At 43.7% G+C, this 25,103-nt stretch carries 21 protein-coding genes; 18 read left to right on the forward strand and 3 right to left on the reverse strand.

Annotated features, from left to right (window positions below):
• Positions 1-36 precede the first annotated feature (36 nt).
• Both ABFV83_RS17150 and ABFV83_RS17155 read left to right on the forward strand, forming a co-directional pair.
• A complete protein-coding gene (locus tag ABFV83_RS17150) occupies positions 37-1,815 on the forward strand; it encodes a sensor histidine kinase (protein ID WP_349945530.1) in 1,779 nt (592 codons plus the stop codon).
• Positions 1,805-3,415 carry a response regulator gene (locus tag ABFV83_RS17155; protein ID WP_349945531.1) on the forward strand — a complete coding sequence of 537 codons (1,611 nt, stop codon included), beginning with the start codon at positions 1,805-1,807 and terminating at the stop codon, positions 3,413-3,415. The genes ABFV83_RS17150 and ABFV83_RS17155 overlap by 11 nt, the downstream gene beginning before the upstream one ends.
• A gap of 172 nt (positions 3,416-3,587) precedes the next feature.
• On the opposite strand, the gene ABFV83_RS17160 is transcribed toward ABFV83_RS17155, so the two are convergent.
• Together ABFV83_RS17160 and ABFV83_RS17165 are read right to left on the reverse strand one after the other, a co-directional pair.
• Positions 3,588-4,496 carry a CehA/McbA family metallohydrolase gene (locus ABFV83_RS17160; RefSeq protein ID WP_349945533.1) on the reverse strand — a complete coding sequence of 303 codons (909 nt, stop codon included), beginning with the start codon at positions 4,494-4,496 and terminating at the stop codon, positions 3,588-3,590.
• 15 nt (positions 4,497-4,511) lie between these two features.
• Positions 4,512-4,982 (reverse strand): DUF6669 family protein, encoded by a 471-nt coding sequence (locus ABFV83_RS17165; RefSeq protein WP_349945535.1) that lies wholly within the window; start codon positions 4,980-4,982, stop codon positions 4,512-4,514.
• A 207-nt stretch (positions 4,983-5,189) separates the two neighbouring features.
• Here ABFV83_RS17165 and ABFV83_RS17170 point away from each other — a divergent pair, with 207 nt between their 5' ends.
• The 14 genes from ABFV83_RS17170 (at position 5,190) to ABFV83_RS17235 (ending at position 21,848) form a co-directional block, all read left to right on the forward strand.
• Positions 5,190-6,101, forward strand: a complete 912-nt coding sequence (locus ABFV83_RS17170; RefSeq protein ID WP_349945537.1) for a hypothetical protein — start codon at positions 5,190-5,192, stop codon at positions 6,099-6,101.
• An 11-nt stretch (positions 6,102-6,112) separates the two neighbouring features.
• Positions 6,113-6,892, forward strand: coding sequence for an endonuclease/exonuclease/phosphatase family protein (locus tag ABFV83_RS17175; protein WP_349945539.1), 780 nt, complete (start codon positions 6,113-6,115; stop codon positions 6,890-6,892).
• A 32-nt stretch (positions 6,893-6,924) separates the two neighbouring features.
• Positions 6,925-7,851 carry an ABC transporter permease subunit gene (locus ABFV83_RS17180; protein WP_349945541.1) on the forward strand — a complete coding sequence of 309 codons (927 nt, stop codon included), beginning with the start codon at positions 6,925-6,927 and terminating at the stop codon, positions 7,849-7,851.
• Positions 7,852-7,889: 38 nt separating this feature from the next.
• Positions 7,890-9,638, forward strand: a complete 1,749-nt coding sequence (locus ABFV83_RS17185; RefSeq protein WP_349945543.1) for an extracellular solute-binding protein — start codon at positions 7,890-7,892, stop codon at positions 9,636-9,638.
• An 18-nt stretch (positions 9,639-9,656) separates the two neighbouring features.
• Complete coding sequence (locus ABFV83_RS17190; RefSeq protein WP_349945545.1) at positions 9,657-10,646, forward strand: carbohydrate ABC transporter permease; 990 nt, start codon at positions 9,657-9,659, stop codon at positions 10,644-10,646.
• A gap of 18 nt (positions 10,647-10,664) precedes the next feature.
• Positions 10,665-11,618 carry a carbohydrate kinase family protein gene (locus tag ABFV83_RS17195; protein WP_349945547.1) on the forward strand — a complete coding sequence of 318 codons (954 nt, stop codon included), beginning with the start codon at positions 10,665-10,667 and terminating at the stop codon, positions 11,616-11,618.
• Positions 11,615-12,979, forward strand: a complete 1,365-nt coding sequence (locus ABFV83_RS17200; RefSeq protein ID WP_349945549.1) for a glycoside hydrolase — start codon at positions 11,615-11,617, stop codon at positions 12,977-12,979. Before ABFV83_RS17195 ends, ABFV83_RS17200 begins: the two co-directional genes overlap by 4 nt.
• Positions 12,969-16,100 (forward strand): alpha-mannosidase, encoded by a 3,132-nt coding sequence (locus tag ABFV83_RS17205; RefSeq protein WP_349945551.1) that lies wholly within the window; start codon positions 12,969-12,971, stop codon positions 16,098-16,100. The genes ABFV83_RS17200 and ABFV83_RS17205 overlap by 11 nt, the downstream gene beginning before the upstream one ends.
• A gap of 16 nt (positions 16,101-16,116) precedes the next feature.
• On the forward strand, positions 16,117-17,469 hold the full coding sequence (locus tag ABFV83_RS17210; RefSeq protein ID WP_349945553.1) for a leucyl aminopeptidase family protein: 1,353 nt from the start codon (positions 16,117-16,119) through the stop codon (positions 17,467-17,469).
• Positions 17,470-17,484: 15 nt separating this feature from the next.
• Positions 17,485-19,062 carry a hypothetical protein gene (locus ABFV83_RS17215; protein ID WP_349945555.1) on the forward strand — a complete coding sequence of 526 codons (1,578 nt, stop codon included), beginning with the start codon at positions 17,485-17,487 and terminating at the stop codon, positions 19,060-19,062.
• A 208-nt stretch (positions 19,063-19,270) separates the two neighbouring features.
• Positions 19,271-19,744, forward strand: a complete 474-nt coding sequence (locus tag ABFV83_RS17220; protein WP_349945556.1) for a hypothetical protein — start codon at positions 19,271-19,273, stop codon at positions 19,742-19,744.
• 16 nt (positions 19,745-19,760) lie between these two features.
• A complete protein-coding gene (locus ABFV83_RS17225) occupies positions 19,761-20,573 on the forward strand; it encodes a DUF1189 domain-containing protein (protein ID WP_349945557.1) in 813 nt (270 codons plus the stop codon).
• Positions 20,574-20,858: 285 nt separating this feature from the next.
• Entirely contained in the window at positions 20,859-21,494 is a 636-nt protein-coding gene (locus tag ABFV83_RS17230; protein WP_349945558.1) for a DUF4317 family protein, read from the forward strand.
• 87 nt (positions 21,495-21,581) lie between these two features.
• Positions 21,582-21,848 carry a hypothetical protein gene (locus ABFV83_RS17235; protein WP_349945560.1) on the forward strand — a complete coding sequence of 89 codons (267 nt, stop codon included), beginning with the start codon at positions 21,582-21,584 and terminating at the stop codon, positions 21,846-21,848.
• A gap of 71 nt (positions 21,849-21,919) precedes the next feature.
• Here the strand turns inward: ABFV83_RS17235 and ABFV83_RS17240 are convergent, their stop codons facing one another.
• Positions 21,920-22,888, reverse strand: a complete 969-nt coding sequence (locus tag ABFV83_RS17240; protein ID WP_349945562.1) for a helix-turn-helix transcriptional regulator — start codon at positions 22,886-22,888, stop codon at positions 21,920-21,922.
• Between the two features lie 328 nt (positions 22,889-23,216).
• Here ABFV83_RS17240 and ABFV83_RS17245 point away from each other — a divergent pair, with 328 nt between their 5' ends.
• The gene (locus ABFV83_RS17245; protein ID WP_349945563.1) at positions 23,217-24,149 is read left to right on the forward strand and encodes an ABC transporter substrate-binding protein; all 933 of its coding nucleotides are present in this window, start codon (positions 23,217-23,219) and stop codon (positions 24,147-24,149) included.
• Between the two features lie 25 nt (positions 24,150-24,174).
• On the forward strand, positions 24,175-25,077 hold the full coding sequence (locus ABFV83_RS17250) for an ABC transporter substrate-binding protein (protein ID WP_349945565.1): 903 nt from the start codon (positions 24,175-24,177) through the stop codon (positions 25,075-25,077).
• The last annotated feature ends 26 nt before the right edge of the window (positions 25,078-25,103 follow it).

The following is a 25,103-nucleotide window of genomic DNA, read 5'->3' on the forward strand; positions in this document are numbered from 1 at the left end:
GAATTATAATTATCTGCACCGGGAGGAAAACCTGGAATGAAATTGGAATGGATACATTCGAAGTCTATATTTATGCAGCTGGTCGTTTTTTCTCTTTTGATCAGTCTGATACCAATATTGATTGTCAGTACTTTTTTGTTCAGAATGCTGGAAAATATGGTGATAAGTGAGATGGAAGACTACCATGCTCAGATCACTTCCCAGTATACGAAAAATATAGAAGAAAAGCTGGAACAATACCAGAAGAGTTTAAGATTTATTTCCAACAATACGATGATATTAAGTACGTTGGCAGATAAGAATCAAAACCCTTATGCCAGGGGGGAGATTATCAGTGAAGAGGTAACAAAATCTCTGTTGTTGGAAAAAAACAGCGAAATCAGAAACTGTATGGTTTACTCCATGGTTAAAGAGAATCCTGTATATGGAAACAGAGCTTCTATGATAGAAGAGGCCGGCAGGGAAATATGGTATCCAAAAGAACAACAGGTAGATGAGGGGTGGTTTTCATACTTTGTCCTGGGGGATAAAGAGCCTCTTTTATCCATAGTGAAAAAGGTAGAAAAGCTAGACACGGATAGTCTGACCAGAACACAGCTGGGAATTGTAAAGCTGGATGTTTATATGACAAAATTGTTTGCACCGGCCGCTTTAAGCCATGACAGCAATGCAGCCTATGATGTGATTGCATATAGCGGGGATTCGGAGATACTATATTCCACAGATGCAGATACTGCTCCGGTTTTGCAGGAATATTTAAAGAACCATGACAAAGAAAACCCAAAGAACGGTTCCATTCAGGAAATCAACACCTACGTGGTCGAGCAGAAAGACTTAGACAGCTACGGGATGAAACTTTTGTTCCTCTTCAACAATAAGGAAATACTGGAAAGAAGAGCTGAAATCCAGTGGATGGTGCTCCCGTTGATAGGAGTGCTGATCCTGATCATCATCGGCTGTTCCTATGTGTACAGCAGAAGTTTTTCCTCCCGGATTGCCCTTCTGCTTCAGAAGTTCCGTACAGCAGAAACCGGAGACCTGACCATACAGGCTCCTATTAAAGGAAAAGATGAGATTGCAGAACTGGATCACCAGTTTGACCATATGCTGCTGAAGCTGGATCAGCTGATTAAAAAGAATTATATCCAAGAGCTGGAAAATAAGGAAAACCAGCTTCTAAATCTGCAGCTGCAGATTAATCCTCATTTTCTATATAATACATTGGAGACAATCAGTTCTATTGCAGCAGTGAAGCAGGTATTCGTGGTGTGTGATATGTGTCAGAGGCTGGGGGAGATTTTCCGGTACAGCCTGGGAAAAGATTATGGTGAGATCGTAACACTGGAACAGGAGCTGGCCCATATTAAGAACTATATTTTTATTCAAAAAATCAGGTATGGAAATCGTTTTGAGGTTTTCTACAATATTGAGGTAGATGACCAAAAGTATTACCTTCCAAGGTTTATCTTGCAGCCGATTGTGGAAAATGCGATTGTTCATGGTCTGGGTGAACTGACCAGCACAGGAACTTTTGAAATCTCTGCTTATGAAAAAGAGGATATGCTCTGCATCTGTATTGAGGATGACGGAGTGGGCATGGACAGTCAGGGTGTGGAAGCCTTAAGCGCTTATATTAACAGCACCGAACCGGATAAAAAGAAGAATAAAAGCATAGGAATCAGGAATGTAAACCAGAGGATTAAATTGTCCTGTGGGGAGCAGTATGGAATTATCATAAAAAGCCATCCGTATCAGGGCAGCAGGTTTACACTTTGTCTTCCTGTAGTCAAAGGAGGTGAGACAGATGAGGCATAATTTACTGATTGTAGATGATGAAGAATTAATACGTCAGGGATTGCGGGCACGTCTGGAGTATTTAAAAATTAATACTTGTGAAATATTTGAAGCTGCAAATGGCATGGCAGCCCTGGAGGCTGTAGAAAATCATCCGATTGATATCGTGATTACGGATATCAGGATGCCTGACATGGACGGGCTCACCCTGATTCATGAAATAAAAAAGCTTCAAAAAGACATGCAGTTTGTCGTCTTGAGCGGTTATGCAGAGTTTTCTTATGCAGAAACTGCAATTCGCCTGGGAGTAAAGGCTTATCTGTTGAAACCTCTGTCCAATGAAGAACTGAAAAAGACATTTAAGAAGCTATATCAGGATATGGAGAGGGATTCCAAAATCAGAAGTGCCATGTTTAGGCAGACGAGAATGGATCGTGAAAAGCAGGAATACCTTCAGGAAAAGGCTATCAATGCACTGCTTTTTGACACATCAGCTGAAACCATGGATTATAAGGGCTTAAGCGAAGTCTGCGGGATAGATGCCGGTGACTGCAGCAGGGATGTGTTTATGATGCTGTCTGTTATCCATATCAACGGGGAAACCTATGACAATATGAAATTTCGCCGGATGGATTGTGATTTAATACGGTTTTCTGTTCGAAATGTTTTCCTTGAACTGGAATCTTCCTGCGGAAAACAGATTGTGAACAGCCTTTCTGACAATAATCAATTGTATGCGGTCTTTTTTATGGAGGACGAAAAGAGACTGAGGAATGAAGTGGAGCGTATTTTTCTTGAGATGCGGTCTGTTCTGGAAAAGAGGATGAAAATTTATCTGACATTAGGGGTAAGCAGATACACGCTCTTACTCGGAAGAAAATCAGCTTCAGAAGCACTTGGAGCCTTGAAACAGAGAATCATTTATGGAGATTCCAATCTATACTTCTATGAAGATACCGGGATATTCAGTGAACAGAAATTTCCGGTTTCTCAAATTCATCTGCTGGATTCCTATTTGGAGAAAAACGAGATTCATAAGATAAAAAATCTTTTGCAGGAAATTTTTTCTGAAGAACTGATGCGCAAGTATGGGACGCCTTATCTGAGAATTATGTGGGTGCGGATTTTAAATGTAATTCTTAAACATTATGATAAGAAAAGAAAGGCCTCCACCATGGAAAAACTGTTGATGAGCTTTAATCTGCCGGATCAGATTCAGTCGGCTTCTGAAATTCAACAGCGTATTATCGATATCATTATGGAGTGTGTCCGTGCAGAAGCTGTGAACGACATGAATGCCAGGAGTAAAATTCAGATGGCGGTCCGGTATATTCAGGAACATTACAGTGAAAATATCGCAATCAATGATTTAGCAATGAGCTATGGTATGAGTCCAAATTATTTCTCGTCTATATTTAAAGCGGAGACCTCACAGTCTGCTGTGAATTATATTACGGAACTAAAAGTCAAAAAGGCACAGGAACTGCTTGAGAATTCGGACCTCAGCGTGGTAGATATTGCAAAGCGGACCGGATATGAAGACAGTCAGTATTTCTTCCGGGTATTCAAAAAACACACAGGTATGACTCCTCTTGGTTATCGGGAACAAAACAGGAGGTAAAAAGGAAACACCGTTAAATTATGTAGAATCTCTACTAAAAAACGGTGTTTTTTCTATTATGTCAACAACATCAGGTTTTATGAATTCCATGTCATACCTTGTAACCGCAGTTTCGGCCTTTACCATCGGTAGTAACTCTGTCTGCGTTAGTACTATGCGCCTGGCCCCATAGTCATAGGTAAATCACCGGACTTACGCACACCAGGTTTTCCAAAATCGTTTCTCTTTCGTAAAGCTTTGGAATAATTATGGTATCCTTTCCGAATTCTGTTACCGGAATCCGGTCATACAAATGACAGGTTAAGGTGGCTGAACCGGATTTCAAAGTGATGATATAATCTTCCGGCAGGACAGGAGTATATCCCGATTTTTTTGTCTGGTAAACAGAAAAATGAATCATGCCATCCTCCCTATGGATTTCCAGCAAAGGGCCTTTGCATACCCAGGTTTTTTGCGTGTGTATGGCATCTGCCAGTTCCTGGCTTACATCACCGCCTTTTTCACCCTGGATGTAGGTGGCGTAATGTCCGGAAAAAGAGCTGTTGCCATGCAGATCCATGCCGCAGGCAGCAGATAGTTTTTCACCGGAAAGTACCAGAGATTCCCAGAGCATCACAGCCTTTTCATTTACCTCATGAAGGGGTTCGGGGTTATTGAAGATCTCGATAAAATCACAGCAGGAATAGTCAGTAACAGTCATTTCAAACCGGCATCCCTGGGCAAAAGGCCAGCCATAGGAAAAGGGATGGGCGATGCCCACCAGTGCGCCTTTGGCCCGGGCAGCCAAAAAGAGCAGCTCTGGTTTGTGTTTGTTGATGTTCTCCCAGGGGACATACTCCTTTAAGTTCAGGCAGAGAATGTGCCCATAGTAGGTTGTATATTCCATGCCCGGAATAAAAGATACGGGCAGGTGTGTTTCTTCCAGAATGGCCTGGATTTTTTTATGACCGGATATGGTGTTGTGATCGGTAAGAGCAAAAGCGTCCACTTGATCAGCTGCCATCAGCTCCGTCAGTTCACGGCAGGTGCAGGAAGCATCCGATTCGTTGGTATGATTGTGTAATTCCAGTCTTTTATACATGTCAGGTTCCTCCTATTATCGTACCCTTACAGTCAGGGTGTAATCTGTGTTATCAAGGAGCACGGAAAAAGCCAGAATTGTAACCTTTAAAACTCCTTCAATGGATGCCTGCGGAATGCAGCCTTCTGTAGCTTCTTCGGGAGTAAAGTGCATATGCCTGGTGGCCAGCTGCCGGTGGATGCATCCGATGAATTCATCGTTTAACATTGCCAGCGTATGGATCTCGGTTTTCATCTGATTATAGATGGCATCCTCAAGTTCTTCCGGGGAAGCTGGGGTTAAATCATAGGCTTCTTTGCAGTAATCAAGCAGCCTTTGTTTCAGCCCGGGAGTTATATCTTCGGGAGAAAAGTGCCGGGGCCCGAAGGAAAATTCGATATCCAGTTCTTCATAGGTTTCATCCAGGCAGACAGTATAGGAAATCTGCCCCACAAAATCTTTTGACAGTTTTCCCTGGACCTGATAGACAGTTTTCATTTCATCCATAGTCGTATATCTCCATTTATATTTTTTATTGATTCCAGTCAAGAATAAGCAATCATTTTTCCAATGTCAAGCATCGGAGAACAATCGTAGAAATATCCAGTTTTTTTGAAAGTTGTGTGCATTATGAGAAAAACCATGTTTTGATATACTACATATATTGGAAGACAATCAAGAGGCCCGGGTGAAGGGCCGGAAAGGAAGCTTTATTTGGAAAAGAGAACTCTGTATAAAGAGGGAAGCTATAAAAAAGGGAATCTTCATACCCATTCTACCTGGTCGGATGGAGTGAATACTCCGGAGGAAGTGGCAAAACATTACCGCAGCAAAGGGTATGATTTTCTGGCAATTACGGATCACTGGGTGTATGGAATCCATCCTGAGCTTTGCAGGGAAGATTTTCTGGTATTCCCGGGTACAGAACTGGATATAGAACTTCCTTTGAGAAAGGATCATCATCTGGTTGGGCTGGGCTTGCCGGAAACCAACAAAATTCCGGAAGGTTATACGTTTCTGGAGGAGCGAAAGAGAAATGCCTTAAGTACCCCTGAGAGGATCATAGAATATTTTGGACAGAAGGGAAATGTCACATTATATGCGCATCCGTACTGGTCGAAAGTGGACTCTGCTGATATTAAGTATTTACAAGGCCTGATAGGAATGGAAATCTATAATCATGGATCAGAATTTGAAACAAATAACGGCAACTCGGAAACCTACTTTGACCATTTTCTCTTTGTGAGAAACAGGATTAACTGTTTTGCCACAGATGATGCACATGATCTGGAAGAACATAGTCTGGGCGGTTTTGTGATGGTTAAGGCCAGGGAATTTACTCACAGAGGGATCATGGAGGCACTGAAAGATGGCAGCTTTTTCGCGTCCGGCGGTCCACTGATCCAGGACTTTTATGTAAAAGACCAACAGGCAGTGGTAACCTGTGGAGCCTGTCAGGACATCTACTTTCAGACCCCTCACCGGGGCGGCCATCTGCACAGTGATGCAGAAACCTTAACAGAGGGGAAGTTTGAACTGAAAGGCGACGAGGAATATGTACGTGTGACGCTGAAGGATTCCCATGGGAAAAAGGCATGGAGTCAGCCTGTATGGCTCTGGTTATAGGAGGGCTAAAGATGCTGAAACTCGTAACATTTAATATAAGATGTGATTACGATCAGGATAAGGACAACAGTTTCCGATATCGAAAATCACTGATCCTGAAACAAATACAAAAGGAGAAACCGGATCTGATCTGTTTTCAGGAGGTGCTTCCTCATGTGGCAGCGTGGTTAAAGGATGTGTTAGATGATTATTATGTGGTCGGATGTGGGAGAAGTGAAACGCTGGAGGATGAACAGGTGGCTGTGGCATACAAAAAGAAGCGGCTGAATCTGATTTCCATGGAAACTTTCTGGCTTTCTTTACAGCCTTACCGGCCTGCCAGCAGATATGAAGAACAGTCAATCTGTCCCCGGGTGTGCACGGAAGTCTTGTTTGAAGATCTGGAGGAAAGACAGGTGTTCCGTCTTTTAAATCTTCATCTGGACCATCAGGGGGTACAGGCAAGAATTCTGGGACTGAGGCAGGTACTTAAAAAGGCGGAGGAAGCAAGGCTGTTTCCCGAAGCGCCTGTGATTCTGGCAGGTGATTTTAATGCAGAGCCGGATGGCCAAGAGTTTCTTGAGATAAAGCAGTGTCAGGAGTATAAGAATATCACGGAAGGGATTGGAATTACTTATCACGGCTTTGAACCGGAAGATGAACCGGAGCGCATCGACTATATTTTTATCAGAAACTCAAAAGGTGAAAGTCCCGGTTTTAGATGCCGGTCTGTGGATAAATGGGAGGAGAGGGAAGATGGCGTGTGGCTGTCGGACCACTATCCTGTCTGTGCTTTGCTGGAATGGATTTAATGAAAAGGTCATTAAAAAAGGGGGGATATTTTATGCAATATGAGCCGATAAAACAGCCGCTTGGAAAAAGGCTGTTTCGTTACTGGCCGCTGTATGCAATGCTTCTGCCTTGTATTGTTTACTACATATTGATTTGCTATGTACCTATGGCAGGCTTGGTACTGGCCTTTAAGGATTATTCATTTAAGAAAGGAATCTGGGGAAGCCCATGGGTGGGACTTAGGTACTTTAAGACCTTCTTTTCCAGCTATGACGCTCCAAGACTGGTAAAAAACACCTTAACCGTGGGTGTGATCAAATGTATTCTGGAATTTCCGTTTGCCATAATACTGGCACTGATGTTAAATGAGCTTCGCAGCATGAAGTTTAAGAAGGTTTCACAGACGATTACATATCTGCCTCACTTTCTGTCTTCGATTATTATCGTTACCATGCTGCAGAGAATTCTGGCTCCCAACACAGGTGTGCTGAATCAGGCAATTTCAGCACTGGGAGGAGATGGAAGTACGTTTTTCCTGATGGATGCAAAATACTTTTTCCGCATTCTGTTTTCTATGGATTTGTGGAGGAATATCGGATGGGATTCCATCATCTATCTTGCGGCAATCAGTTCGGTAGACACTTCTCTTTACGAAGCGTCGGAGATGGATGGCTGCGGCAAGTTAAAAAAGATGTGGCATATTACACTGCCCAGTATACGGGGAACCATAGGCCTTCTGTTCATCATGGGAGTGGGGGGACTGCTTTCCTCCGGTGTAGAGCAAATCTGGCTTCTGCGCACGCCCGGTAACATGTCCCTGGCAGATACTCTGGATGTCTTTGTACTTCGGACCGGTATTCAGGGAGGGCAGTTTGGTTATGCAACAGCCATTGGCTTGATACAGGGACTTGTGGGCCTGGTATTGGTTGTAGTATGCAATAAACTCAGTAAGAAGGTTACTGAGGTGGGACTTTGGTAAGAGCTTTATAACTATATTTTTCTAGGGAGGTATTTAATATGAAAAGGGAAACCTTAAAACGTTGGCTGGCAGTGTCTATGGCCGGAGCCATGGCGCTCACAACGCTGGCAGGCTGCAGCAGCCAGGGCAATAGCAGCAGTACTGCAAAAAGCGAAGAAAGCAGCACAGATAATTCTGATAAGCCCGATACCTGGATTGCAGACCGTACCATTACGGTTCAGGCCTATGTAAATGATATCGGGGATACGCTTCCAGATGATTTTAACAACACCGAAACAATGAAAAAGATTACGGAGCTGACGGGTATCAAACTGGATGTCCGATATACGCCCGGAGACAGTGACTCAAAAGTACTGGCTTCCCAGCTTGCATCAGGAACTATCCCGGATGTGATTATCAGCTATCTGGATGATTCCACAAGAAAGGAATTCCCGCTGCTGTATAAGGCTGCCAGGGATGGCATGTTTGCAGATGTTTCCGATTATATGAAGAACAGTAAGGTGTATTCCAAATATTATGAAGATGGTTACCTTCCTCAGGATACCCATGATAATATTGTGTTCAGAAAAAATCTGGACGGTGTCTATATGTGGCAGATGAATATAGACGAGATTGACCGTTCTCTGGAATACAATGCAGAGGAAGAATATGTGGGCGGTATGTACATCCAGTCTGCCATTGCGGATGCTCTTGGTGTTGATCCGAGAACAATTAATACACAGGACGACTTTTATAACCTGCTGGTAAAGATTAAAGAAGGCGGCTTTAAGGATGATAACGGCAATGATGTATATCCATTGGGGCCGAAATACTGGGGTGGCTCTGCAGATCCTCTGAAATTTATCACTGCCGGATATAATTGGGGTGTCAGTGATAATTATAATCTGGATACAGATGGAAAAGTAAAACACATTGCTGAAACAGATTATGCCTATGACCAGATTAACTTTGTGAGAAAGCTTCTTAACGAAGGACTTATGAATCCTGAGTTCTTTACCATGGACTCCACCCGTGCGGAAGAGGTTTCCAGAAATCACAGCTCGGCAATCATGGCAGATGTTCATAACTATGAAGAAATCGTATACGGAAGTGATGACTGGGTACCTCTTGGACCGTTGAATGATATTCAGGGAGACAACAAGGAAGTGGTACATGGCAAGTCTCACCGTGGATGTATGGCAATCTCTGCAAATGCTGAGAATCCGGAGGAGATATTCAAATTCTTTGACTGGCTGTCTTCAAAGGAAGGGCAGATCATCGCCCAGTATGGCGCTGAGGGAGTATCCTATGACATGGTAGACGGCTATCCGCGGTTAAAGGATGAGGTTGTTAAAAAATTAAATGAAGGTGATACAGATTATCTGATTAATACAGTTGGTTCCGGCCTTGGCGGTTCAGGAAATTACTTTTTTGAATTTGTGCTGACCAATAAAAACAACATTGATAACTTTGGAGAGTCACGTCCCGGTGCATCCGCAGGTGAGTCCACTTTCGCAAGAAGTGTAAAGATTGCCAGAGATTATCCGGTGGAGAAGAAACTGGTTCCCGGGCTAGATGCCACAGCATACTTATCAGCAGATGAACTGGCGGATGTTAAGCTGCAGATGGAACTTCTGGACTGGAAGGAAACCTTCATACAGGCATGCTTCGCAAAAACAGACGATGAGGTGAAATCCATTGTTGAGTCCTTCCGTGCACAGCTTAAAGCAGCAGGTGTGGAAAGATTTGAAGATCATGTGAAAAAGGTTTACGATGAAAATCCGAAATCAGTGACGTTTTATAAATAAGATATGGAGAGGCGCAAAATGAAAAAATTCAATAAGATGTGGCTTACATCCTGTATGAAAAATTCATTTTGCGTCACCCCGAAGAAAGAGGAAAGGATTGGGCAGAGAATGAAGAACTATATAAAGACGAACCCAGTGGACCGGGTAATGCAGATACTTATTTATATTATAATCATTGCACTTTGTCTGATTATTCTGCTACCGTGTTTAAATGTACTGGCTCTTTCTTTTAATGATGGAAAGGATGCCGCCCGGGGTGGTATCTGGTTCTGGCCAAGAGAATTTACATTAAACAATTTTAAAGAGGTATTTAAAGACGGAAGCATCATGAATGCATATGGCATCACTTTGGCGAGAACAGGAATCGGAACATTTTTTAGTCTGATGGTCACTACGATGGCAGGCTTTGTACTGAAACAGTATGATCTTCCCGGACGTAAGTGCATCACGATTCTGATTACCTTTACCATGTTATTTGGTGGCGGTATGATTCCTACTTATATCCAGTATAAAAATTTGCATTTGCTCAACTCTTTCTGGGTATACGTAATTCCCGGCCTGGTGAGTGTAACGTACCTTATGATGGTGAGAAGTTTCTTTGAGGGGATACCGGACAGTCTGGAAGAGTCGGCAAAGCTTGACGGATGCGGATATTTTCAGATTTATACAAAAATCATGCTCCCTTTAAGTAAACCGGTAATTGCTGTTGTAGGACTTTATACGGCGGTGAATCACTGGAACGATTGGTTTGCCGGAGCATTCTATATGAATAATACGAAGTTATGGCCGGTTCAGACCGTATTGCAGCAGATGCTGACGAAAGCCATGAGTTCTCAGCGTGAGGTTACTTCCGTGGCCCAGGCACTGGCCCATAATACGGCCTCCGTAACTTCGGATTCATTAAAAATGGCGGCAGTTGTGGTAACCACAGTACCGATTCTCTGTGTATATCCTTTTATACAGAAATATTTTGCCCAGGGCGCTATGATTGGTGCGGTCAAAGGGTGAGTGTCCAGGGGAGTGAGAATGAACGAAAAAAGATGGGATTTATACGTTTACGGTGATGTAAATATTGATATTGTAATACCAGGTGTGGAAAAGTTCCCTGAGCCGGGACAGGAGGATGAGGTTCCGGTCATGGAGACTTTTGTAGGCGGCGGAGGCGCCCTGTTTGCACTGGGCGTGGGTAAACTGGGGCTGCATCCGGTGTTCCAGGGGGAAGTGGGAGATGATTTCTATGGAGCGTTCATCCGAAAGGTATTTCGGGAAAATAATATAGACGATTCCCTTCTCCAAACAAGCAAAACACAAAAGACAGGCATTTCTTTAAGCTTTACAAATGAGAAAGACAGGTCTTTTTTAACCTATCGCGGAACCAATGAAAGCATCAATATCGATACCGTGGATGTAGAGAAGGTAAATGATGCTTCTCATATTCATGTGACGGGCTATGGGGGTTCAGCAAATCACGATTCTTATTTAAAATTCCTCCGGCGAATCAAAGAGGAAACACAGACTACGGTTTCCTTTGACGTAGGATGGGATTCCACAGGGGAATGGAAACGGGAGATTTATCAGTTGTTTCCATATATTGACGTATTGTTTATGAATGAAACAGAAGCCTGCCATTACGGGCGGAAGGATGATGCCGGAGAAGCTGCACTGGATTTTGCGGCGTATAGCGGACTGGCAGTGATTAAGATGGGAAAACAGGGTTCCATTGCCGTAAAAGGGAAAGATATTTATGAGGCAGCCGCTTATACGGTGGAGGCCATAGATACCACAGGGGCCGGAGATTCATTTAATGCGGGGTTTCTGTATGGATTTTTAAAAGGAAAATCACCAGAGGATTCTCTGCGTTGCGGGAATGGCTGCGGTGCATTGTCAGTAACTGCACTTGGAGGAAACACAGGGTTTCCCACAGAGAGCAGGCTTATGGAGTTTATACAGACTTATCAGGAAGGGAGGATGGCAAAATGAAGATTGCAGTGATTGGAGGAGCGGGCGTACGTACCGTTATTTTTATAAATGGCCTTTTAAAGCGCTATAAAAATTTGAATATCCATGAAGTTGTTCTCTATGATATCCAGGAGGAAAAGCAGAAAATTATAGAAAAGCTCTGTAAGCATGTAGTAAATCGGGAACAGAAAGATTTGAAGGTATGGGCGGTATCTGATCCGGTGGAGGCCATAAAGGGGGCAGACTTTATTGTAACGACCCTTCGTGTGGGGGGAGATTCATCCCGGGGAATAGATGAGACAGTCGCACTGGACCTGGGGGTTATTGGTCAGGAAACCACGGGAGCAGGGGGATTTTCCATGGCTGTTCGAACAATACCGGTGTTGTTGAAATACTGCGAGATGATAAAAAGACACGCACCTGAGGCGTGGATTTTTAATTTTACGAATCCCTCGGGTCTGGTAACTCAGGCGCTGCACAATGCCGGATATTCCAGGATCATCGGAATCTGTGATGCTCCAAGCAGCACGAAATTCCGCATGGCAAAGGCACTGGGAGTGACGGAAGATGAGCTTTACGTGGAATTTTTCGGATTGAATCATCTCTCATGGATTCGCAGCGTAAAAAAGAACGGGGAAGAAATCCTGCCCAAGCTTCTGGCTGATGACGGGTTTTTAAAGCGTATACAGGAATTTTCCATTTTTGATCCGGAACTGCTGCGTTCGATTGGATTCCTTCCCAATGAATACCTATATTATTACTACCATAGGGAAAAGGCACTTGAAAATATAAAAAAATCGGGAGCAACCAGAGGAAAGACGATTGAAGCCGTCAATATCAGGATGATGGAGGAGCTGCAAGCCATGGATATGGAGGGGGACCCGGAAGGAGCGCTGCAGGTTTTCCTTTATTATATGCAGCTCAGGGAAAACTCCTACATGAGCATCGAAACCGGTCTTGAAAAGCGGCCGCTGATTGAAAAGGGACAGCTTGAGGTTCCTGAGGGCATGGGGTATGCCGGTGTTATGCTGGACTGCATCGAGGGAATGCAGAGTGAAGAGGGAAAGTATCTTGTGCTTTCCGTTGAAAATAACGGGAGCATTCCGGGACTTGAAGATCAGGACGTGATTGAAACCACCTGTCTGGTATCCAGGGCTGGTATTTGCCCGGTTAAGATTGAAGAGGTGCCGGAAGAATGTTATTTATTGATCCGCCTGATTAAGATGTATGAGAAACTTACGGTAGAAGCTGTAAAAACACAGTCAAGAGAAACTGCCATCAGAGCGCTGACGCTGCATCCCCTGATAAATTCCTATTCATTGGCAAAGCAACTGGTAGATAGATACGATGAGGTGTATGGAGGAACAAAAAATGCCATTTGATTTTCACAATCGGGACAGAATGAAAAATATCATAGAGGAGTTGGAAAACCTTCGATATCGAGACAGAAAAGACCTGGAAGGGTTGTTATTATGGGAGGATAATGGGACAATAGGCAACAGAATTCCCCAAGGGGCAGGACAGCCGGTGGAAACCGGTTTTTGCTGGAAGGGCTGGGATCGTTATAACTGGCTGACTGCTGACGTAGAAATCCCCCAGGAATGGATGGATAAAGAGGTTCTGGGACTGTTTGATTTCGGTGCCAGGATCGGAACGGGAAATAACGGGGATTTTGAGAGTTTACTGTACTTAAACGGAAAGCCTTATCAGGCAGTGGATGGAAATCACCATGAAGTATTTTTGGAGCCGGCAGTAAATGGCTATTCCCAGGAACTGAAATTTCGCCTGTGGTCTGGACTAAGCGGCGGAGGAATTCCGAAGGAAAAGATGATGGAAATCCGCCAGGCGCAGATAGGAATTCTTGATCATCCCACAGATGATCTGTATTATCTGGCCAAGGCAGCACTTGAGACTTATGATTTGCTGCCAATGGGAAATGAGTATAAAGAATGGATCTTGAATACTCTGGTAAGTACTTTTACCAGGATTAACTTTACAGAGCCGGGAAGTGAAGAATTTTATGAGACTGTGAAGATAGCCTGGCAGTTCCTTGACTCAAAGATGGATGGCAGGGGAAAGCCGGACGTGAACGTAAGTCTGATCGGACATACCCACATCGATGTGGCCTGGCTGTGGCGGCTGCGCCATACAAGAGAAAAGGCAGCACGTTCCTTTTCTACCGTGAACCGGCTTATGGAGAAGTATCCTGAATATCGGTTTCTTCAGACACAGGCACAGTTATACGAGTATATTAAGGAAGATTATCCTGATATCTATACATATATTCAAAAGCGTGTGAAAGAGGGAAGATGGGAACCCTCCGGAGCCATGTGGGTGGAGTGCGACTGCAACTTAGCTTCCGGAGAATCGATCATTCGTCAGATTCTTATTGGTAAAAATTTCGTCAGACAGGAATTCAGCTATGAAAGCGAATACTTGTGGCTGCCGGATGTGTTCGGATACTCCTGGGCACTGCCCCAGATTTTAAAAAAATCGGGTATCGATACCTTTATGACCACAAAAATAAGCTGGAACGACACCAATCGTCTGCCTTATGATACCTTCCGTTGGAAAGGAATGGACGGAACGGAAGTGACGGCCCATTTTATCACAACAACAGATCCCGGAGAGGACTACTATACTTATAATGGCAATACCAGTCCGGACGCCATAAGGGGTGTATGGGAGCAGTATAAAAATAAGGATACCAATAAAGATCTGCTGATTTCCTTTGGATTCGGTGATGGGGGCGGCGGCCCGACCAGAACCCAGATAAAGCAGGCAGAAGCCGCCGGCAAGATTCCAGGTCTGCCCCATGTAAAGATGGAGATGCCTACGGAATATTTCCGCCGTCTGAACCAGACATTAAAAGAAAACCCTATGGATGGCTATATACCCGTGTGGGATGGCGAATTGTATCTGGAGTTTCACAGGGGGACCTATACTTCTCAGGCCTACAATAAGAAGATGAACCGGAAAATGGAATATCTTCTTCGTGATACAGAGATACTTTCCGTATTGGCCGGGGCAGCTGCGGGAGCACCTTATGATTATAATAATCTTTTAAAGGCGTGGAAAATTGTGCTGTGTCATCAGTTCCACGATATTCTTCCCGGCTCTTCTATTAAAGAAGTGTATGAGGACAGTCATGTGGAATACGGCCGGGCCCAGCAGCTGATAAAGGAAACCATGGAAGCAGTAAATCAGACTCTTTATGCATCGGAAGCAGGATGCTATACGGTGTTCAATAACTCCAACTGGGTGAGAAGCGGAGCAGCCTTTATCCAGATGACCGATCCAGAGCTTTCTCATTATAAAGGGCATATGGTGATAGATGAAAACGGTCAGGAAGTAAAAGCAGTGTGGAAAGAAAACGGGGTGCTTATATGGGTTTTCCAGATACAGCCATTTTCATTTTCCACTTTCCGCTTTGTGACCCCAAAAGCCGGGCACACCGGTATGGAGCTGCCAGATTCTAAGACAGGAGCATCTCAGATTGAAACGCCATTTTACACGATTTCCTGGAATGAAAAGGGTCAGTTGAACCGTATCTATGATAAAAAAGCGGAGCGGGAGATTCTTCCTGAAGGGAAATGCGCCAACGTGCTTCAGATTTTTGAAGACAAGCCCAGATGTTTTGACGCCTGGGAACTGGAGCCTACCATTGACTTAAAACGAGAGATAGTGGAGAACTGCACTGAGGTCAGTACCAGAAAACACAGTCTGGGCTGGGACGTGGAGTTTTCCTGGCTGTATCATAAATCCCAGATCCGGCAGACTATGTGCCTGTATGAAGAAAGTCCGCGGATTGATTTTAAGACAATCGTAGACTGGCAAGAGCGTCAGAAATTGTTAAAGACCAGTTTTCCCGTGGATGTGCGTGCGGTAGATGCCCGGTTTGATATTCAAAATGGAAATATCCGCAGGCCGATTACCAGGAATACGACCTGGGAGGCTGCTAAGTTTGAGGTGGCAGCTCACAAATGGGTGGATATCTGGGAAACCGGCTATGGAATGGCCGTGTTGAATGACTGCAAATACGGCCACGATGTGAAAGAGGATACCATCCGCCTGACGCTTTTAAAATCGGCAGTGGATCCTGATTATACGGCAGATCTTGGAACCCATGAATTTACGTATGCAATTCTGCCTCATGATAAGGAATGGTATGAGGCGGGCATTGAGCAGCAGGCATTTGATTTAAATAATCCGCTGACCGGAAAGCCGGGTCAAAACAGGCTGGGAAGTGAAAGCTGGATTTCATTTAATCAGGAGAATCTGGTTGTGGATGCGCTGAAACGTGAAGAAAATGGAGAACGCATCATACTTCGTTTCCATGAGTTTGAGGGCAAAAGATGTTCTGTGAAAATCAGCAGCAGACTGCCGGTAAAACAATGGTGTGAGTGTAATCTGATGGAACAGGAGACGAAGTTTAACCCGGGAGAGATTCAAGTACCGCTGAAGCCTTATGAAATAAAGACATTGTTACTGGAACTGGAATAAAGAAGGAGCCGTGAACATGAGGATTCAAATCACCTGCAGCCCGGCCCCTGAAAGCAGGAACTCACAACCGGAACATGGAGAATCACTGTTTTCTTTTTTCAGAAAGCTGGGAAAGAAAGGTGGAGGTGACTGTCAGATTCGGCTGGATCAGTTGGGGTTCACAGCGGAAGAACTGACACAGGCCGTAGAACATGGAGTCTGCGGCCTGTATGATGGGGCCTATCGCTTTAAAAAAGAGGCATTAAAGGGTCTTAACCGCAAAGAGATTTATGAGAACCGTGATGGCCTGGCTGATTATGGAGAAACCTGTTATACCCTTGTTGTGGGTAACGGTGGGGCTATTGAAGACAAATATACAGGAATATCGGATGAAATGTGGAAACAGATTCTTTTCAGAGGGGAAAACATAGGCAGATGCAAGGGATATGCCCGTACTCTGGGGAATCTACCAAACAATTATTTACATACGGAGGATCTGGTCTGCTATGCCGAAGATCTGGCGAAAAACCTTGGAGTTTTCTGCCGGACGTTAAGGAATCGGGAACTGGAAGAGTTGAACTGCGGTGGTTTGCTTGCTGTGAACCAGGGAAGCAGCCGGGAGGCAGCCATGGTGATTCTTCAGTATGAAGGACTGCCGGGAGGCGAACGGATTGCCCTGGTGGGAAAAGGACTGATGTTTGATTCCGGCGGATACCACTTAAAATCCATGGATGGTATGTGCGGCATGAAGTTTGATATGTGCGGAGCAGCAGGCGTACTTGAAGCTTTTGAAATCCTGGTACGTAATAAAGTAAAAAAGAATCTTATGGTAATCTTAACTTTGGCAGAAAATGTCATCAGCTCCGACGCGGTAAAAATGGGAGATGTGATTACGACACTGGCCGGAAAGACGGTTGAGATTTATAATACGGATGCAGAAGGACGGCTGGTGCTCTGTGACGGCATTACCTATGCGCAGCAGCAGAAAGCAGCTTTTGTCCTTGATATGGCGACACTGACTTATTCGGCTCACGCTGCACTGGGAGATTCATTTACCGGGTTGTTTGTAAATGATGAAGATTTGCTGAATCCCTGGATGGAGGCTGCCCGGGAGTCAGAAGAGATGTTTTGGAGGCTTCCCTTGAACTCTTATTATCATAAGCTTCTGGAATGGAGTACAGTCGCAGATTTTGCCAATTATGCGCCGGGAAAGGGCGCCGGAGCCAGTGTGGCAGCCTGCTTTCTGGAGAAGTTTGTGGAGCCGGGAACCCGGTGGATCCATCTGGATATGGTAGGACCATCTGTGATACGTTCTGAAACTGAGGAAATGAGAGAGGGGGCCAGCGGGGCCGGTATTATTACTATAGTGAAATTTCTGGAAAAGCAGTAAGAAAGGAAACGATAGATGGATTTTGTATTTTATGAAAAAATATCAAGGGAAGTGTTGGAGAACTATTTGTCCCGCTGCGTAACTGCAGCGGGATTATTCGAAAGCGAAACCCTTACGGATGATCTGCGGGCTATTAAAGAAATGGGCGTAAAATTTCTGGGAAGGGCCTCCGGCATTTGGTATATGCCAATGGAGGACGAGGAGCATTTCCGTCTTTCCAGGGAACTGGCCGAAAAAGTCCATGCTGTGGATCCGGACATTATTCTTCAGGCCTGTGTGTTTGAATGGATTGTGGAGCGGATGGAGGAAATCAGGATACCGGCCTATGTGTTCAAAGCTTTTGGGATGAAGCCGGAAGAGAGAACCTTTCGGATGCAGGAGGCGTTATTTACAGATGAATCCTCCGGTTATATAAGCCGCAGACAGGATCCGTCTAAAAATGGAGGTATCCCGGATCTGTCCCGCCGGGAAGCCCAGATGTGGTTTTATTACCGGGCAACCAGATATATTGACTGTGGTTATGAAGCTTTGCATATGGGACAGGTGCATTTATACACGGCTCATGATCCGGGTATGGAAAAGACAGCGCAGCTTTTTACCATGATACGGGAATATGCCAGAGTACATGGGAGACGGCGCAAGGTGCTTTTAGATGCCCACACCCATGGAGTAAATATCCGTGGGAAGCTGCTGTTTGATTATCATGCCATGCCATTTACCAGAGTTCCTCTTCTGGAAGTACCCGGAGAGAAGCTGGTGCTGGTGAGAGAGGGCTACAGTGAAGGGGGAGAAAACCCCAATGGATGGTCTGCAGGCACCATGCCTTATTTGATGGAGTATGATAATTGGGGTGGTTTAGCGGTGGAAGACCGGGATTCCTATTCAAGAGAAGAGCTGGCATGGAGGGACTGGTGGGGATATGATCAGATTGCCTGGTTTGCCAATCAGTCAGAAGAGAGCCGAAATCATTTTTTGGAGTATACTTACAAATGGACGGAGATTAATAATCCCAATGCTTACTTTGAACTGCCATTTCGCCGGATGCTGGGAGATGGGGCGGTTACAGGAATAAGAGCTGACAACGGGGAATGGGACCGTCAGAATTTTTATCAGATAAACTGGAAGAGTTCTGATTGCCCCATGGGATTCAGCCAGGAAGAGACTGCGAAGCGATTATGGGCCACTGGGCATGAACTAAGAAAGAAAGCGGCCAATCCTGAGATGCTCATCCGTTATGGAGCCGGAGAAGTCTATGATGAAGGGACTGGAATGAAGCTGCCGGAGAAAATTGTGGTATATGGAAGTTTTCAGCCTCATGTGGGTGCAGTAAAAAATGATTCCAACAGCGAAGTGACCCGGATGTATTACATAGGTGACAACACCTATACACTGTCTGTGGTGATGCCGTTTGCAGGAACCTATGATTATTCGGTAGCGACTTACGGAACGCTGTCAGCTACCTATCAGGAAGACAGATATCCCAGAAGCGGCTCAAGCAATAAGGCACATTTTACCACGGAGAAAGATAATATGGCAGTGCGTTTTCAATACCGGTTTATTACAAATGAAGTTACAGTAGAGAAGTTTGATTGAATTAATAAGAATGGCGCCGGTGCTTAAAGTGCTATTTAAAAAAATCTGAAATTATGAAAGCATGATAAGGTATTTAACCGGAAAGTAGGGGAATAAGCTGTACAGATTAAGGATTTGAACCAGCACATTAAGAAAAGCCTTTTCCTTTTATTCATCACATGATAAGATAACCATGTATAAAAACACTTAAGAGAAAGGATACATGAGTATGGGTAAAGTATGGAAAGTAAAGGTTGATGAAAAGAATTATGAGATCAAGCTGAAGGGGAGTAAGGTTCTTGTGAATCATGAAGAAAAAAAACTGAAGGACTTCCTTGTTAAGCGAGAGTGGTTTCAGGCTGCTTATGCTATAGATGTTGGCACTAAAAAGGCTTCGTTGATTGTAAGTTCCCTGATTGGGGGAACGAAGCTGGTCATTGACGGGAAAGACTGTGCAACCGGTGAAGCATATGTTCCTGTTAATATCCCTAAATGGGCATATATTTTCATGGCATTGCACTCGATAAATCTTATAAATGGTCTTTTGGGAGCATTGATCGGTATAATCGGCTGTTCTGCTACTGTTTCTATTTCTTCCAACAAAAAAATCCATATAGCCGCAAGAGTGGCCCTGGATATTGTGGTGCTGATTTTGACTTATGTTTTGGTTTTTGGAATTGGATTTGCATTAGCACAGTTATAAGGAAGGAAAGATAAAATTGAATATATTTAAGGAACTTAGATTATCTCTTTATGATTTTAAATGCTTTAAGGAATTTATAAAAAATAAACGCAGCAAGGTTTTTTTAGCCGGAGTTGTTCTTATGGTCATATATTTTTCCCTGACCATGATTGTTCCTTTTATAAAATTTCAGTTCAAAACAGGCGGATTTGTCAAAATTATAGAAGACTATGTTCCTGATTTTGAGTTGAGCGGCGGAACTCTTTGGGTTGAGAAGCCTATCGAATACGAAAAAGATGGTACGTATATTTATATAGATACGGCCCCGGATATCTCTTTTTATGATGTGGATGAGATCAGGGAATATATTTCAGATTATTATCAGGTAGTCCTGATGGATTCAGAAAAGGTCATTGTAAAGAATAAAGGTGAAATTATGGGAAGATACTTTTCCGAATTTGACATGGATTTCAGCAGGGAGACGCTTCAGCAATGGGTACCCAATGCCTATCTGATTGTAACAGCTTTTATGGTTCTGGCATTTATATTTATGACGGCGTTGTTTTTCTTTGGAGTACTGGTCGTTGCTCTTATTGGGATGATAGTTGCCTCCTGTATGAAATACCGTCTGACCTTTGGACAGTTGTATCAGATGGGGGTCTATGCCAGAACGCTGCCTTTATTGATTAAGGCAATTATGTCCTTTCTGCCGTTTTCCATACCAATGTTCGGGATCATTAATTTTGGACTTTCCGTGTTATATATTGTACTTGCCATTCAGAAGATGAAGGAGTCTGATCTGCAAAAACCCATGGAATTTGTTTCAGAACAGGGTAATTATTTTAGATAAAGATAAGGGATACTACGAATTTTTTATAATTCGCAGTATCCTGTTTCACTTCTTTGTAAGATAATGTAAATGGTAAACCACATGTCCTGTGAATCATGACCACCCGTCAAATGAGTAGTCATGATTTCGTGATTTAATAAGTTCAATTGTGCTCAAATAAAAAGTGCATCCCTGAGACGCACCTTGTGCAATATAATATCACAAACAAAAGTATAAATCCTTAATTGAATGTAAAAGAAGCAAAGGGAAAATTGGATAAAATGACAGAAAAGGAATAGACAGACAATGATAAACAGAGAAGATATGCTGGAGCTGACAAGGCGGATGACCCTTGCCCGGACATCCTTTACAAGAATCGCAGGGTGTTATGTTGATAGGGAGGGAGAGTTTGATGGGAGTTTTAATACAAACTTTTTAAAATTATCTCCATCAGAGCGAACCCAAAAATTGAAGCTGGCAAAGGAGATTCCCTTTTCTGCCACCAATGTAAACTTAAAGAAATATGAATTTCCACAAAGCATGCGAAGGCCGGGGAGCATGTGGCAGCTGCTTATGGCGATGAATGAATGCGGATTAAAAAATGATGCCCTGATGGACACATTTTATGATGTAGTCATGGAAAGCTACCATACGGATTTGGAATATGCCATTTTACTTTTCCATGATCGCTATGATATTCCGGCAAAGGCTTCAGATCAGGAGAGATTGTGGGAATCGGAAGAAGTGTTTGAATATATGATTTGTGCTATCTGCCCGTTAGCAGGGGAGTATGAGCCGGGGAAACCGGAGTGTGGATTCTTATTCCCCGCATTTACAGACAGAAGCGGGGATCTGAATCATATTGATGTATTTCAGGCAGATGGGGACCGGCCCCACAAGGAAATCCTGGAGGCATTGGGAATCAGCAGTGCCAGAACTTGAAAAGAAGTGAAAAGCCCCTCGAAATGAAACATATACCATTTCTTTAAGTGGTATTGGCTGTAATTAACGAAAGGACGATCATATAAGATGAAAAACAGAAAAACGGCTATGGAACCGGCGGATTCCCAAGTAACTGCCGGGGAAACAGGGGCACCGAAGGAATCTTCTGCAAGTCAGAATGAAACCAGGAGCGAGAAAACAGATGATAACGATCTAAAACAGGTGCAGGAAAATCAAGCTTTGGAAACAGGCAGCATCTCAGAAGAGCAGAGCAATGCTTCAGAATCAATCTATTGCATCCACCTGCCAGGGAAGTGGTCTTTATACACGCAGCTCTATCTGGGAGGTAAATGAGTCCATGGACGGATTGCAGAAATTAGTGGGGAAGCAGTCCGAAAACTCATAAGCAAGTCCTGGGCCGTCTCTTATAAATTAAAAGCCTTCCTAAATTCGCTTGGTGTAATCCCATGAACATCCTGAAAAGCGGCAGAAAATTTGGAGGCGTTTTTATAGCCGCACAGCTCCGAAATATCCCGGATACTCAAATGGTCATCAGATAAAAGCTGCATGGCACGTTTCATTTTTTCCCTGCGGATATAATCATAAAGGGGAATCTGATAAATGTTTTTAAAGCTGAGGCGTAATTTGCTCTCGCTCATGTCTGCTATTTTTGTCAATTCTTCCATTGGCGGAACCTGGAGAACATTTTCGTCAATTTTTAGTTTTACTGAGTAAACCTTTTTCTCATTTTCCCACGTTACATAATTTCTGCGGCTGTTCCTTCGCTCTGGAGTTACAGGATAGTTTCTGGCGATTGAACATAGCAGATGAAGTACCATTCCTTCAAAGGCAAGGAGGGGCATATCCGCATTGCGCACTGCCCAGCGGATCTGTTCTAATACCATCATGGTATTTGGTGAGTTGTAATGTTCTGATTCCCATGCTTTTGCATCTGAAATGCTGATTTTTGGGGCATTGTTTCTTGTTTGCAAAAAGGGTTGTAAAAAGTCATCGAAAACAAGAACACTGGTAAAGCAGGTATGGATTCCTTTGGGAAAGGTCAAATGAAATGGCTGGTGAGGATTAACCAGAACGTGGGTCATGGGGGTGAAGGTGGTTGATGCTTTGCCTTGCTGGGAATATATCATGTTGCCGCAGTCAATACAAAAGATCCACAAACATGGCTTTTTCACGTCTATGGTGTGGATGGTTTTTTTGTCTGGAGTAAACCACGCGCTGGAAACAAACAGGCCTTTTGCAGGACATGCTTCAATGATCCATCCATTGGACCAGTGGGGTGGAAAGTAATATCCGGTTCCTGGTCCGTAGGTCCGCTGATCCAGGTTATATTTTTTCGCCATGGCTCCCCATGAGGCGGCTTGATATTCATTCATTGCATGATGGCTCACTTTCTAACTTTTATACCTTCAAATTATACATGAAAGAAGAAAAAAGGACAATGGTGTAATGCTCCAATTTGGTTTATTTGTACTCCATATAGCTGAGCATAGAATGAAAAAAACATCAGAAAACAGCGAAAAACTGTGTGTTTGCGCAGTTGCATGAAAAATAAACTTCCTCGTAATGCGCTCAGGCCATATTGACGGATATTTTATATTGTGTTAGTATTCTGCTTAGTTAGTTTAGACTAACATAAAGGAAATGAAAATAAGCTCTTAAGCTGTAAGAAGGAAAATTATCACAACTTTAAGGAGAATTGATATGAAGAAAATAGGGTCCATATTTTGTTTTATGTTTGCGCTTTTGTTTACGCTGACAGGATGCAGCAGTGTAAGCCGGGAAAGCTCTAATGCGACGGACATGCACACAATAAATACAGTAATGGGAGAAATAGAAGTGCCAAAAGAACCCCAGCGTGTAGTCGTGAACTGGTACATAGGAGAGGTGCTTTCTTTAGATTTGAACGTGGTTGGATACAATGCATGGGAACAGGAGACCATGCCATTTTATGGCAAGTTCTCTTCTGATTCCAAGCTGGAACACTGGGCAGCGGAGGATATTATGGCTGCAGAGCCAGATTTGATTATTACTTATCAGACAGAGGATTTTGAAAAGTTTGGGAAAATAGCCCCGGTACTGGTCATTCCGGAAGAAAACGTAAGCTCTGTTGAGCGTCTCCGCATCATTGGAGAGGCGGCTGGAAAGTCAAAAGAAGCAGAAGCCTTGATTGCGGCCTTTGAAGAAAAGCTTGCCGCAGCAAAGGAAGAGCTGCAAAGCGAAAAATACCAGGGAAAAACATTCAGCATTCTGGAAGACTGGGGTCCATCCGGTGATTGGAACGGTGTGGCATATGAAACTGGTTCCAGAGGAGGAACTTTGGTTTACAACTATCTTGGTCTTAAAAAACCGGAGAAGCTGGAGAAACTGGTTGAAGAATCCGGCAACGGCAGAGGGACCTTAAGCTATGAGGTGGCTCATGAATATTTCGGAGATTATATATTATGGTTCCAGCAGGAAGGAAAAGAATCAGAATATGCAAAGACAGATATTTGGAAAAGTATTCCTGCTGTTGCAGAAGGCCGGATTGCAGAAATTCCGGGAAAGTATCAGGGATTGTTTTACTATTCTGATGTAGCCAGTTTATCTGCACAGTTGGATTATACGGTTTCCGCAATTCAGGGAATGTCAGAATAAAGATCAGAGTGAAGGAGCAGTTCTCATGTTGAGGCTAAATAAATATAAGGCGGCGCTTTTTATGGCGCTTGCAGTTGGAACGCTGCTTTCTGGCTGCAGTTTAAAAGCGCAGACAGCCGGTGGCGAAACAAGAGTGATAAAGACCGTTCATGGAGAAGTTGAGGTACCGGTGGATCCCCAGAGAGTAATTGCAACGTATTGTATGGGAGACGTTTTGGCCCTTGGAATAAAGCCTGCGGCAACTTATGACGCTGCGGGAAAGGCATATGAAAAAGAAGTGGCAGATTTACCGGTTTGGGACAAATTTGAAGCAGAAGAAATTTTATCTTATGATCCGGATTTGATTTTAGTAGTGAATCAGGAGCAGTATGATATTGCTTCTAAAATTGCACCTACGGTATGGCTTCCTTTTACAGAACTGTCCTTAGAGGAACGGGTCCGTTTCTTAGGGGAAGTGCTGAACCGCCAGGATGAGGCGGAAAAGGCTTTGGAAAATTTTGAACAAAAATTGAAAGAGGCAAAGGAAGAACTTGCAGAAAAACAAATTATGGACAAAACAGTCAGTATTTTCGAGAGAGAAGCAAACGGCAGCATTTGGGTATTTGGTGATAAATGGGGCCGGGGCGGTGACTTGATTTACAGCCACCTGGGGTTTAAGGCACCGGAGATCGTTCAAAATGAAATCATCGCAAAAGACCAGTACCGGGATGTGTCCATGGAAGTGATCCAGGATTATGCAGGAGACTATTTAATCCTGTCCGGAGATATTGAAGAGCTGAATGGAAACACCATTTGGGAATCCCTCCCCGCAGTAAAAAATGGTAGAACGATTCCCATTGATTTTACTCTGTTTTATGATATCGACATCTACTCATCCAGTGTACAGCTGGATTATCTTTTGGATGCGATGTTAAATATGCCTGAGTAGCTTGATAGTCATTACGGAAAGGAACA

This window comes from Lacrimispora sp. BS-2, from assembly GCF_040207125.1.
Classification (GTDB): domain Bacteria; phylum Bacillota; class Clostridia; order Lachnospirales; family Lachnospiraceae; genus Lacrimispora.